Annotated in this window: 10 protein-coding genes; 7 read left to right on the top strand and 3 right to left on the bottom strand. The window is 40.6% G+C overall.

The window, feature by feature from the left end; genetic code table 11:
- Nucleotides 1–303 precede the first annotated feature (303 nt).
- Both Bovatus_RS07055 and Bovatus_RS07050 read left to right on the top strand, forming a co-directional pair.
- Nucleotides 304–1,116 carry an MBL fold metallo-hydrolase gene (locus Bovatus_RS07055; protein ID WP_004297078.1) on the top strand — a complete coding sequence of 271 codons (813 nt, stop codon included), beginning with the start codon at nt 304–306 and terminating at the stop codon, nt 1,114–1,116.
- Between the two features lie 30 nt (nt 1,117–1,146).
- Nucleotides 1,147–4,506: a S41 family peptidase gene (locus Bovatus_RS07050; protein ID WP_004297077.1), complete on the top strand. Its 3,360-nt coding sequence runs from the start codon at nt 1,147–1,149 to the stop codon at nt 4,504–4,506.
- A gap of 156 nt (nt 4,507–4,662) precedes the next feature.
- Here the strand turns inward: Bovatus_RS07050 and Bovatus_RS07045 are convergent, their stop codons facing one another.
- The gene (locus tag Bovatus_RS07045) at nt 4,663–5,334 is read right to left on the bottom strand and encodes a YczE/YyaS/YitT family protein (protein ID WP_004297076.1); all 672 of its coding nucleotides are present in this window, start codon (nt 5,332–5,334) and stop codon (nt 4,663–4,665) included.
- 155 nt (nt 5,335–5,489) lie between these two features.
- Between Bovatus_RS07045 and Bovatus_RS07040 the strand changes: the two genes are divergently transcribed.
- Entirely contained in the window at nt 5,490–6,380 is an 891-nt protein-coding gene (locus tag Bovatus_RS07040; protein WP_004297074.1) for a helix-turn-helix domain-containing protein, read from the top strand.
- Nucleotides 6,381–6,576: 196 nt separating this feature from the next.
- On the opposite strand, the gene Bovatus_RS07035 is transcribed toward Bovatus_RS07040, so the two are convergent.
- A complete protein-coding gene (locus Bovatus_RS07035) occupies nt 6,577–8,334 on the bottom strand; it encodes a 1-deoxy-D-xylulose-5-phosphate synthase (RefSeq protein ID WP_004297073.1) in 1,758 nt (585 codons plus the stop codon).
- A gap of 141 nt (nt 8,335–8,475) precedes the next feature.
- Nucleotides 8,476–9,381 carry a helix-turn-helix domain-containing protein gene (locus Bovatus_RS07030; RefSeq protein WP_004297072.1) on the bottom strand — a complete coding sequence of 302 codons (906 nt, stop codon included), beginning with the start codon at nt 9,379–9,381 and terminating at the stop codon, nt 8,476–8,478.
- A 190-nt stretch (nt 9,382–9,571) separates the two neighbouring features.
- On the opposite strand from Bovatus_RS07030, the gene Bovatus_RS07025 reads away from it, so the two are divergent.
- The 4 genes from Bovatus_RS07025 (at nt 9,572) to Bovatus_RS07010 (ending at nt 13,219) form a co-directional block, all read left to right on the top strand.
- A complete protein-coding gene (locus tag Bovatus_RS07025) occupies nt 9,572–10,267 on the top strand; it encodes a flavodoxin family protein (RefSeq protein WP_004297071.1) in 696 nt (231 codons plus the stop codon).
- Nucleotides 10,268–10,283: 16 nt separating this feature from the next.
- A complete protein-coding gene (locus Bovatus_RS07020; RefSeq protein WP_004297070.1) occupies nt 10,284–11,489 on the top strand; it encodes an MFS transporter in 1,206 nt (401 codons plus the stop codon).
- A gap of 129 nt (nt 11,490–11,618) precedes the next feature.
- Nucleotides 11,619–12,650: an alpha/beta hydrolase gene (locus Bovatus_RS07015; RefSeq protein ID WP_004297068.1), complete on the top strand. Its 1,032-nt coding sequence runs from the start codon at nt 11,619–11,621 to the stop codon at nt 12,648–12,650.
- 17 nt (nt 12,651–12,667) lie between these two features.
- The gene (locus tag Bovatus_RS07010; protein WP_004297067.1) at nt 12,668–13,219 is read left to right on the top strand and encodes a cyclophilin-like fold protein; all 552 of its coding nucleotides are present in this window, start codon (nt 12,668–12,670) and stop codon (nt 13,217–13,219) included.
- Nucleotides 13,220–13,224 lie beyond the last annotated feature (5 nt).

Here is a 13,224-nt window from a genome sequence, read left to right as displayed (position 1 = left end):
AAATCTGGAAAAGACGGTTATGTTTTCCAGATTTTCCGCCGTCTTTTTTTATAAGAAGAGGGGAAAAGGTGAGGGTAGTGAGGGAGGATTTCTAACATTCGTGTTTTTTTTTAGAGAAAATATAGATAGGAAAAAATAAAATATAAAAATAAAAGGTTGCAATTCCTCCCTCACTACCCTCACCTTTTTCCCCTTTTTACGATTACTTAATTGACTGGATTGCTTGTTCTGCCACAGAATTATTATAATTTTGTGGCAGAACTTTTTATTTTGTATAATTCGTTTGATAACTAACTAAGTATCATGGGCTATAAAATAACGACTCTTGTGGAGAATTGTGTCTATGGACGTAAATTGCAGGCAGAACATGGTCTTTCTCTATATATCGAGACTCAAGAACATAGATTACTTTTCGATACGGGAGCATCCGACTTGTTTATCCGTAACGCCCGCTTGTTGCATATTGACTTGCAAAAAGTAGATTATTTGATATTATCTCATGGTCACAGCGATCATACGGGCGGACTACGTTATTTTTTGGAATTGAATACACAGGCAACCGTTGTCTGTAAGCGTGAGATTTTTTCTCCTAAATTCAAGGATGAACGTGAGAACGGGATGATACATACACAAAACCTCGATCGTTCCCGTTTCCGCTTTATTACAGAGCAGACCGAACTGCTTCCCGGAGTTTTCCTTTTTCCGTCTATTGATATTATAAATCAGGCAGATACCCATTTTGAACGTTTTTGGGTTCAGCAAGAAGATGGATGCAAAATACCGGATACTTTTCAGGATGAATTGGCGATGGTATTGGTGGAACCGGAAGGATTTTCTGTATTAAGTGCCTGTTCTCATCGGGGAATAACCAATATTTTGCGTACGGTTCAGGCTGCCTTTCCCGAATCTCCTTGTAAGTTACTTCTGGGAGGTTTTCATATCCATAACGCGGAAAAACAAAAATATCAGGTCATTGCAGATTATTTACAGGAATATCTTCCCCGACAGATTGGCGTTTGTCATTGTACGGGAGTGGATAAATATGCCTTCTTTTATAAAGATTTTGGTGATAGCACATTTTATAATTACACGGGAAAACTAATTCAAACCGATTGATTTATCGGAATAAATTTATAATAATTTGATATGAAGAAACTAATAACTTCTTTAGCGCTGGTACTATCAGCATTATCCAGCTATGCAATTACTCCTTTGTGGATGCGTGATGCACGTATATCACCGGATGGATCAGAAATTGTTTTTTGTTACAAGGGTGACATTTATAAAGTCCCTGCACAAGGAGGAACAGCTGTTCAACTCACCACACAAACCTCTTATGAAGCCAATCCGGTTTGGTCGCCCGATGGCAAGCAAATTGCGTTTGCCAGTGACCGGAATGGAAATTTTGACTTATTCATTATGCCTGCTGACGGAGGTGCCGCCCGGCGACTGACCTATCATTCTGCATCAGAAATACCGTCGGCTTTTACTCCGGATGGAAAGTATGTCTTTTTCTCTGCCTCTATACAGGATCCGGCAAGCAGTGCCCTGTTTCCTACAGGAGCGATGACGGAATTATATAAAGTTCCTGTTGCCGGCGGACGTACCGAGCAAGTGCTGGGCACTCCTGCCGAACTGGTCTGTTTTGATAAAACAGGGAAGAACTTTCTTTATCAGGATCGTAAAGGGTTTGAAGATGAATGGAGAAAGCATCATACTTCTTCCATTACGAGAGATATCTGGTTATATAATACCCAAACGGGAAAACATACGAACCTGACAAACCGGGGAGGAGAGGACCGTAATCCTGTGTATGCACCTGATGGTAATGCTGTCTATTTTTTAAGTGAGCGTGATGGAGGTTCCTTCAATGTGTATACTTTCTTTTTGAATACTCCACAGGAAGTGAAAGCTGTGACTACTTTCAAAACTCACCCGGTACGTTTTTTGTCTGTCAGCGATAAAGGTACCTTATGTTATACCTATGATGGTGAGTTATACACACAGAAGTCTGGTGCACGTCCGGAAAAAGTAAAAGTAGAATTGGTCCGTGATGATGAGCAGCAGCTTGCTACACTTAAATTCTCACAGGGAGCAACTTCCGCTTCTGTATCTCCGGACGGTAAACAAATTGCTTTTATTGTACGTGGTGATGTGTTCGTGACTTCAACTGATTATGCTACCACCAAGCAAATCACAAATACTCCGGCAAAAGAAGCTGCCGTTTCTTTTGCTCCGGACAACCGGACACTGGTTTATGCCAGCGAGCGAACCGGTAACTGGCAACTTTATACCGCCAAAATAAGTCGTAAGGAAGACCCGAATTTCCCTAATGCCACTCTTATTGAAGAGGAAGTATTATTACCGTCTAAAACGGTAGAACGTACTTATCCGCAATATTCACCGGACGGTAAAGAATTGGCTTTTATCGAAGACCGTAATCGTTTGATGGTACTCAATTTGAAAACAAAAAAGGTACGTCAGGTAACGGATGGTTCTACATGGTATAACACCGGAGGAGGATTCGATTACGAATGGTCGCCTGATGGTAAATGGTTCACTCTTGAATTTATAGGCAACCGTCACGATCCTTATTCGGATGTAGGCATTGTCAGCGCACAGGGAGGGGCAATTACTAATCTGACAAATAGTGGATATATCAGTGGTGCTCCGCGTTGGGTACTCGATGGGAATGCTATTCTTTTCCAAACCGAACGCTATGGTATGCGTGCGCACGCTTCCTGGGGATCGCAGCAAGATGTGATGTTGGTGTTTCTCAATCAGGATGCTTATGATCGTTACCGTTTGAGTAAGGAAGATTTCGAATTACTCAAGGAATTTGAAAAGGAACAGAAGAAGGCAAAGGAGAAAGACGATGAGAAGACGAAAGACGGAAAGAAGTCTAAGGCGGAAAAAGCAGATAAAGGAAATGCTAACAAGGGAAAGACTGATAAAAGCAAGGCCGACAAGGAAAAGAGCAAAGTAGATAGCAGCAAAGACAGTAATCAGGATGAGTCTGCTGATGATAAGGCAGATCAAAAAGAGATACTTGTCGAGCTGAACGGCATTGAAGACCGTATCGTACGTTTGACTCCCAATTCTTCCGACTTGGGTAGTGCCATACTTTCAAAAGACGGGGAAGATCTTTACTATTTCTCCGCGTTCGAAGGTGGATATGACCTTTGGAAAATGAATCTCCGTGAAAAAGATACGAAGCGTCTGCACAAACTCAATACCGGTTGGGCATCGTTGATGTTGGACAAAAAAGGAGATATCTTTTTGTTGGGAAGCCGGATTATGCAAAAGATGGATGCCAAGTCGGATGCGTTGAAGTCCATCAGCTATCAGGCTGAAATGAAAATGGACTTGGCTGCCGAACGTGAAACGATGTTTGACCATGTGTACAAACAACATCAAAAACGTTTTTACAATGTCAATATGCACGGGGTTGACTGGGATGCTATGACTAATGCTTATCGTAAGTTCTTGCCTCATATTGATAACAATTATGACTTTGCAGAATTATTGAGTGAGTGGTTGGGTGAGCTGAATGTTTCACATACCGGAGGACGTTATTCTCCCAAAGGAAAAGGAGATGTCACTTCTAATCTCGGACTTTTGTTCGACTGGGATTATCAGGGAAAAGGAATGCAGATTGCCGAAGTAATAGAAAAAGGTCCGTTCGATCATTCACGTACCAAAGTAAAGGTTGGTTGCATCATTGAAAAGATTAATGGAGAAGAGATAACTCTCGATAATGACATAACCTGTCTGCTGAATAATAAAGCAGGGAAAAAAACATTGATTTCAATCTACAATCCACAAAATAAAGAGCGTTGGGAAGAAGTGGTGATGCCGGTCACCAACGGGCAACTGAATGGATTGTTATACAAACGTTGGGTAAAACAACGTGCGGCAGATGTTGAAAAATGGTCGAAAGGACGTTTGGGATATGTTCATATTCAGTCGATGGGAGATGATAGCTTCCGTACTGTATACTCGGACATTCTGGGAAAATATAACAACTGCGAAGGCATTGTGATTGATACCCGTTTCAACGGTGGTGGCCGTCTGCATGAAGATATTGAAATACTGTTCAGTGGTCAGAAGTATTTCACACAAGTAGTGCGTGGACGTGAAGCCTGTGATATGCCGAGCCGTCGTTGGAACAAACCTTCCATTATGTTGCAATGTGAGGCCAACTACTCGAATGCACACGGAACTCCGTGGGTATATAAACATCAAAAGATTGGCAAACTTGTCGGTATGCCTGTTCCGGGTACTATGACAAGTGTGTCTTGGGAAACTTTACAAGATCCTTCACTGGTCTTTGGTATTCCTATCGTCGGTTATCGTTTGCCTGACGGCAGTTATTTGGAAAATACCCAATTGGAACCGGATGTAAAGGTTGCCAATAATCCGGAAACAGTAGTCAAAGGAGAGGATACCCAACTAAAGGTGGCTGTGGATGAACTTCTGAAAGAGATAGATAGTCAGAAGAAGTAAATACGAGTATAATTATATCTAAAATAAAGAGTCGCTTCTTTGAAAGAATCAATCAGATTCTAACAGAGAAGCGACTTTCTTTTATAGTGATTTTCTTATATTGACCTTTTTATATGACTCCTTTTATAAGGCGTTTATTTTAAATAGATATAGGGCTTACTTCCAGACCGGCAGTAATCTATGGAGGGTTTTTCTAGTCATTATCTTCTGATTCAGGAAGCTGACGATATACCCCGTTATACAAGCGGCAATGAGTGATCCTTCTCGTACTCCCTGAATACCTTGAGTCAGCAGCAGCGAGAGAATCACGGCTAATGTAACCAAAGTAATATCAAAATAAACTTTGAACTTTCCAAATTCCTTGTTATAATGGCGGGATGCATATTTCACAAATGCTTCTGCGCTCATCATGGCTACTTTTGGTTTCAGTTCAAGCACTACTCCGATAGACTGCACCATGCATCCTGTAAGTAATAAAGCAATCGACATACCATAATTAGCGGGATGCAGTTCGCTTGTCAGCATCATATTGAAATCAATGAATGCCGAAAAGATAAAAGAGAACGGTAGTTGAAGAAGAATTTCAATAATATCTTGTCGGGTTCTATTCTTTCGGATTAACCAGAACTGTCCCAGGATAAGCACCATGTTGATGATAAATGTGCAAGTACCCAACGATAAAGGACTATTCAGGCTTAATACATAATTGATGCTCGATATGGGAGTAGTTCCCAATGCCGAGCGTATAATCAACACGATACCTGCCGCTAAAAAATAGAGTCCGATAACAAACACTAAATACCTCTTAAAAATCTCTTTCATTTCCATGTCTTTTTAACCTCTTTCTATTGATTCCTTTCTCATGTATTGAAAAGGATATGCAAAGGTCTTGTTTTTTACTCTGAAATAGATTATCTAATTCCATACAGTTTTTGTCATATCCGAAACAAATCGTATTTTTACGTCATAAAATAAAGGTGTAAATGGTAAAATCTCGTATATTTGATAATACACAATTGTTGAAGGAGCATCCTGAACTTCCTCATTATAAAGAGGAGGTAGTCTGTTTCCGGAGTGAATATAAAGATAGAAGTTATCCGGCAAATGAATGTTATTTCAATCGGGAGCTTTATATGATATTCGTTCTTGAAGGCCGTTCGGAAATTCTACTGAATGGAGAGTTTATTGCGATAGAACCGAATATGTTACTTATTCACGGAGCAAATTATCTCACGGAACATCTTTATTCAAGCCGGGATATTAAATTTATCACTCTCGCCCTTTCCGAATCTATGCGGACGGACGATTCATATCTGACACAAATCACGGCAATCCTGTTGGCAACCATGAGGCGGAATAAGCAATATACGATTCAGTTGACAGAGTATGAAGCTCAAATCATCCATAAGGAGCTGGAAGTATTGATGCATCTGATGAATATTGAACATCATTTCCTTTTCCGGCGTATACAGGCAGCGTGCAATTCTCTGTTTTTGGATATAGCAGATTTTCTTTCCCGAAAGACCGTTATCAAAAAAGAGATCAGTCGTAAAGACCACGTTCTGCAAGAATTTCATGCACTTGTTACCCGTAATTTCAGGGAAGAACATTTTGTGAGCTTTTATGCGGATAAACTGGCTATTAGTGAACAGTACCTGGTACGCATTGTACGTCTTGGAACAGGTAAGACTATCAATAGCCTTATTAATGAATTGTTAGTAATGGAAGCGCGTACTTTATTGAGTTCTACCAAATTTACGGTTGGCGAGATTGCTGCTAAACTGGGGTTTAGTGATGCAGCCGGTTTTTGTAAGTTCTTTAAAAGAAATGCGGGACAGACCCCGTTGAATTATCGGAAAGGATTATTGATTTGAACGGAAAGGATTATTGATTTGAACGGAAAGGATTGCTGAACTGAATGGGGAATTACTGAACTGAATAGTGAATATAATGAATTTAAATAATAAGTTGGCTGATTTGAATGAAAATGGAAGTAGGTTGATGCAACTCAACTGTCCTTAAAGACCGTATACATCAACCTACCTGAATATATAGTGAATGGGTTTGATTTTAACCGATCACTGCTGTGATATCTTCTACAATCTGTTCATCCGTCAGATGATTGGCACGGAGAAACTCCTGTATATCATATCGGTCAACAAATTCTTTTTTAGCTCCAAAGTTCAGAACTTTCATGTTTGTAGCACCATAATAACGGGCAATCTTTTCACCGAAACCGCCATCCAATACACCGTCTTCCAACGTAATCACTAATTCGTGATCTGCTTTCAGTTCATCCATCAGTTCGTTGTCTACACCGGTGATGTAACGCGGATTGATGAGTGTTGCGTCAATATTGGCTTTTTCTTTCAGAAGTGATGCAACCGACTGTCCCAATCCATAGAACGAACCTAAAGCAAGAATGGCTACTTTTGATCCACGATGCGTCACTTTATAGCGATTGAGAACACTATAATCAGTCTCCACCGGTTCCCCACAAGTAATTACATCTGTTGCCGGTACACGGATAGCAACCGGGTATTCATTTTGGCGGATACTCCATTCTAGCATAGCAAGATATTCCTCTTTGCAAGTCGGTGCCAGATAAACCATATTAGGAATATTGCTGATGAGCGGAATATCGAAGAAGCAGAGGTGAGTTACATCATTCATTCCGGACAGTGTTCCCCAGAATACCAACAAAACAGCCGGGTTATTATTGATACAGAGGTCTTGCGAAAGTTGATCGTATGAACGTTGGATAAATGTACTATACACTCCGTAAACAGGTTTTCCGCCATTGGCTGCGATACCCGAAGCAAGAGCTACTGCGTGTTCTTCTGCAATGCCGACATCTACAAACTGTTTGCCAGCTTCCTTGCGGCGGTCCGGAGTGAATCCGAGAACGGCAGGAGTACCCGAAGTGATTGTCACCACACGAGAATCTTCTTCCATCTTTTTCAGCAGATATTGAGCGGTTACTTCGCTGTAATCTTCTTCCTCATAATTGACTTTTGCTTCTCCGGTTTCCGGATTGAATGGAGTGCGCCAGTGATAAGTCTCTTTATCCTGTTCGGCACGTTCATAACCTTTACCTTTCAAAGTGTTGATGTGTACTACTATCGGATGCTGAATATCTTTCACTTTGGAGAATGCTTCAATCAACGCCTGTACATCGTTACCGTCATTTACATATATATAATCCAGACCCATAGCCTTGAAGAAGTTACATTCGCACTGACCGTTGCTGTCACGCAATTCTTTCAGGTTCTTATATAGTCCACCGTGATTTTCGGCAATAGACATCTGATTGTCATTGACAATAATAATCATGTTAGTACCAAGCTCTGCTACATAATCCAATCCTTCGAAAGCTTCACCTCCGCTTAAAGAACCATCCCCTATGACGGCTATGATATTTTCATTGCCGCCTGTAAGGTCACGTCCCTTTGCCAATCCGCTGGCCAGACTGACAGAAGTGGAAGTATGTCCAATGATGAAGAAGTCATGTTCACTTTCTTGCGGTTCGGTATAACCTGATACGTTGTCGTATTTTTCCGGATGAAGGAACGCATCTTTACGACCGGTCAGCATCTTGTGTACATAACTCTGGTGCGATACGTCAAATACAATTTTGTCTTTGGGCGAATTGAATACATAATGTAAAGCAATCGTTGCTTCCACCATTCCGAAATTAGGTCCGAAATGCCCGCCATGCTCACTTAATTTTTGCAGGAGTGCTGCACGGATTTCTCCACCTAATTCGTTTAGCTCTTTTTCCGACAGTTTCTTAACATCTGCAGGAGAATAAATATTTTCTAAATACATATCAAACAGTTTTTCTAAATAATGTTTTTACTTATTTCTTTATGACACTGCAAAGATACAGCAGGATTTGAAATCTGTTTGTATATGAATTACGGATTGTTTTACCTATATTACAGTTCCCTTATTTGAGGGACTATATTTTTATGCTAAAGCCTGATTTCTGTATTCATTAGGCGTGCATCCGACGCGTCTTTTGAATAATCTGCAGAGATGTTGCGGGTATTGGAATCCTAACGAATAAGCTATCTGGCTGACGGTTTCTTCCGTATCGACAATACGTTCTTTGGCTAGTTCGATTACTTTGGTCTGAATATGTTCCTGTGGAGTTTTTCCTGTTTCTTTTTTTACCATATCACCAAAGTAGTTGGGGGAGAGATAGACTTTATCAGCAAAGTACTTCACGGAAGGTAACCCGTTTTGTATGGGAAGTTGATCTTGGAAATATTCATCCAGAAGTTGTTCAAACTTTGTAAGAGCATCTTTATTGGCACTGTTCCGGGTGATAAACTGCCGTTCATAAAAACGCATACAGTAGTTCAGTAACAGTTCGATATTCATGGCGATTAATGCTTTGCTATGTTTATCGATACCATGCTCAAGTTCGATACTGATTTTCTTCAGGCAATCCATGACTATTTCCTTTTCCTGATCTGAAAGATGTAAAGCCTCGTTTACTGCATAAGAGAAGAAAGTATATTTCTTAATATCTTTTCCAAGTGAGGTGCCGCGAATCAGGTCCGGATGGAAAATAATACCATAAACAGCCGGATTGATTTCATCTTCAATGGTACTCACACCGGCTGTCTGACCTGGGGCAAAACAGACAATGGTTCCTTCTTGGTAATCATAATACTGACGACCATATTTAATGTCACAGCTCTTGCTCTCTTTTAGGAAAAGAGCATAAAGACCATAGTTCATCTGGATATGGTTAACTGTTTTCGTTGCTTTGGTCAAGTCGATGACACTAACCAAAGGATGCAATGTTTCCAGTCCGTACAGTTCGTTATACTGATTTACATTCTCTAGTTTTATAACTTTATCCATGGCTTTTGGTATTTGGAATCGGTAACAAAGATACAGATAAATGTTCTGTTTTCATAGTAGGGAAATGACTAATCTGTAATTGGGGTTATCATACCCGTAATCCGTCTACAACGGCTTCTTTATATTCTTCTGACCTTTGCCATGTTAAATAAAACTTGATGAATCAGAGGAAATTAATAAAAGAGAGAATATGGATAGAAAGCATTTTTTGAAAAGCGTGTTACTAACAACCGGAGGCGTACTATTAGGTGGTACGACTATTTATCGGTGTTTGAATAGTAAAGAAACGACAGACACTTCACTTCCTTCGCTAATCGATAAAACACATCAGGGAAATATGAAAAAGATACTTGTAATAATGAGTGCAGGCACAAAACGCGGCAATACAGACCGACTGACCGATGCATACATTAAAGGATTGGTAGAGCGCGGACATTCTGTGACGAAGGTTTATCTGGGTAGTATGCGGATAGAAGGGTGCCGGGGATGTGGAGTTTGTCAGCGTCTTGCACATCAGTGTACTGTTCGCGACGACATGCAGGATATATATCCTTTGTTTGCGGAATGTGATACAGTGGTTATGGCTTCTCCTCTTTACTTTTGGACAATCACGGCAAAGCTGAAATCGTTCATTGATAGACTTTATGCCATTTCTGTCGATGATAAATATCCTCAAAAAGATTCGGTATTACTGATGACAGCCGGTGATGATAATGATACGACCTTCGAACAGCCCATACGATATTTTCGTCTTCTCAATCAGGCGTTAGGTTGGAATGAAGTGGGATTATATTGTGCCGGCGGTTCTACCGGATGCGAGAAACTGGCACGGCAGATTGATAAAGTACATCTTGAAAACGCCTATAAAATGGGATTGGAATTATAAATAGCATATAGTAACTATGGAACAAAAAAATAAATTAAAACTCAATTCGGGCGGTTTGCTCGTCTTTATCCTTACGGTCGGTGTATTTGGAATTATAAACACCGAAATGGGAGTAGTGGGGATCCTGCCCTTGATAGCCACAACTTTTAATGTTTCCGTACCTCAAGCCGGCTGGACGGTAAGTGTTTTCGCATTGGTGGTGGCTGCGTCAGCCCCTGTGACTCCTTTATTATTTTCGGGGATTAACCGGAAGAAAGTAATGTTGCTGGCATTGGGATTGTTTACAATAAGTAATGTAATATCCATGTTTACCTCTAATTTCACAGTATTGTTGATTGCTCGGATACTTCCCGCTTTCCTGCATCCGGTATATGTCTCTATGGCTTTTACAGTAGCCGCGGCGTCTGTCAGCAAGGAACAGGCTCCCAAGGCTGTTTCTAAAGTCTTTGTCGGTGTGTCCGCCGGCATGGTGCTGGGCGTTCCGGTGACTAGTTTTATTGCCAGCGAAGTTTCGTTCTCCATGGCGATGTTGTTTTTCACTGTTGCAAACGCATTAGTCTTTGTTGCTACGATTCTGTTTATCCCTTCCATGCCTGTAAAAGAAAAAGTATCTTATGGTGCACAGCTTAGCGTATTGAAGAAAACAACGATGTGGTATTCAATTATTGCTGTTACCTTAATTAATGGAGCTATGTTCGGATTCTTTAGCTATATGTCGGATTACCTGAAAAAAGTAACGGAGGTCCCATATAATGTGATAAGTGCAGTGTTGCTCGTATATGGTTTGGCAAATATTGTGGGTAATGTGATGGCGGGGAAACTGCTATCAATAAATGCCAAACGTTCAATTATCCTTATGCCTTTTGCATTATTGGTTTCATATATCTGTCTGTTCATCGTTGGAGAATGGATTGGAGCTATGGTGATTGTCATCCTTATTTTAGGCGTATTGGCGGGTATAGCAAGTAATAATATGCAATATATGATAGCAGATGCTGCTCCCGAAGCACCAGACTTTGCCAATGGAATGTTTCTGACTTCAGCCAATTTAGGAACGACGATTGGTACAGCTATATGCGGAGCTTTTATTACAGAGATGGGCACACGATATTCTGTTTTCGGCTCGTTGTTTTTCCTGATTGCGAGTATTGTATTCGTTTATCTGCGGGTTCGCGTAGCGCATATCCGGAAGCAGGTTAATATCAATATTGTAACAGAATAATAAAAAAATATAATCTGTAATTGGGGTTATTATGTCAGTAATTCATCTACAAAAGGTCTCTTTCTTTCATCGTATTTTTGCAATGTAGAAAGTAGACAATCAATTCTTTAATAATTAAAAATAAGAGATATGAAACGGATTTTATTATTAACAACTGTATTTATGATGATGCTTGGAACTAGTTTTTCTTCTGCACAGACAGATGCAGATAACTTTTATAAAAGTGATTTGGTAAGTGTGGAGAAAGTTTCTTTTTCCAACCAGTATAAAATGAAGGTAGCCGGAAATTTGTTTCTGCCTAAGAATATGAAAGAAGGGGACAAATACCCTGCAATCATTGTCGGACATCCAATGGGAGCTGTCAAGGAACAGAGCGCGAATCTTTACGCAACGAAAATGGCCGAACGGGGGTTTGTAACACTCTCCATAGACCTGTCTTTTTGGGGTGGGAGTGAAGGCGAGCCGCGCAATGCTGTTCTGCCGGAAGTTTATGCGGAAGACTTTAGTGCCGCAGTTGATTTTTTAGGTACCCGTCCGTTTGTTGACCGGAATCTAATTGGAGTAATCGGTATTTGCGGTAGTGGAAGTTTTGCTATCAGTGCAGCGAAAATAGACCCTCGCCTTAAAGCCATTGCGACAATCAGTATGTACAATATGGGTACGGCTAGCCGTAACGGGTTAAAACACTCATTGACATTGGAACAGAGAAAGCAAATAATGGCTGAAGCGGCAGAACAGCGTTATGCTGAATTTTTAGGTGGAGAAACTAAATATACAGGTGGCACTGTACATCAACTGACAGAAAAGTCCAGTCCGATTGAACGGGAGTTCTATGAGTTCTACCGTACACAAAGAGGAAAATTTACCCCCGACGGAGCAACTCCTATGACCACCACTCATCCTACACTTTCAAGCAATGTGAAATTTATGAATTTCTATCCTTTCGAAGATATTGAGACTATTTCACCCCGCCCTATGCTTTTCATCACCGGTGAAAATGCCCACTCACGTGAATTTAGTGAAGACGCCTACCGATTCGCTGCCGAACCTAAAGAACTGTATATAGTACCCGGTGCCGGACACGTAGATCTTTACGATCGTGTGAGCCTTATTCCATTTAATAAACTGGAATCCTTCTTTAAGGAATATCTAAAGAAATAAGTTTTAATACTATAAATATGAGATACTATATAATAGCAATTCTTACTATGCTGACATTATCGGTCGGTTCCGCATCATGTAGCGAAGATGAACCTATACAGGGAACAGGTCAACAAGTGACTCCGGGTAATGGTTCTGGTTCCGGTGATAATGGCAGTAACAATAATGGCAATAATCCCGATGATAATGACGACAATAACGATGATACCCCAGTGAGCAATAATCTTAAAATAACAATCGGACCTGTTTCATTCAATGCCACATTGGACAATAATGAGACAGCGAAAGCATTTAAGAGACTACTCCCTATGACAGTGGATATGTCCGAACTGCATGGTAATGAAAAATATTATTATCTGTCGAAAGGTTTGCCGACAGCGTCGTCCAATCCCGGGACTATTCGGACAGGTGACTTGATGCTTTACGGTTCCACTTGTGTGGTCTTATTTTATGAAACCTTTTCCACTTCATATACTTATACCCGTTTAGGACGTATAACAAATCCTTCAGGACTGGCCTCCGCCCTTGGTTCAGGAGGCGTAAATGTAACTTTTGAAATAACAGATTAAAGAAT

This window comes from Bacteroides ovatus, from assembly GCF_001314995.1.
Lineage (GTDB): Bacteria > Bacteroidota > Bacteroidia > Bacteroidales > Bacteroidaceae > Bacteroides > Bacteroides ovatus.
The sequence above is the reverse complement of the archived record's forward strand: the minus strand, read 5'-3'. Positions and strand labels throughout refer to the sequence as shown.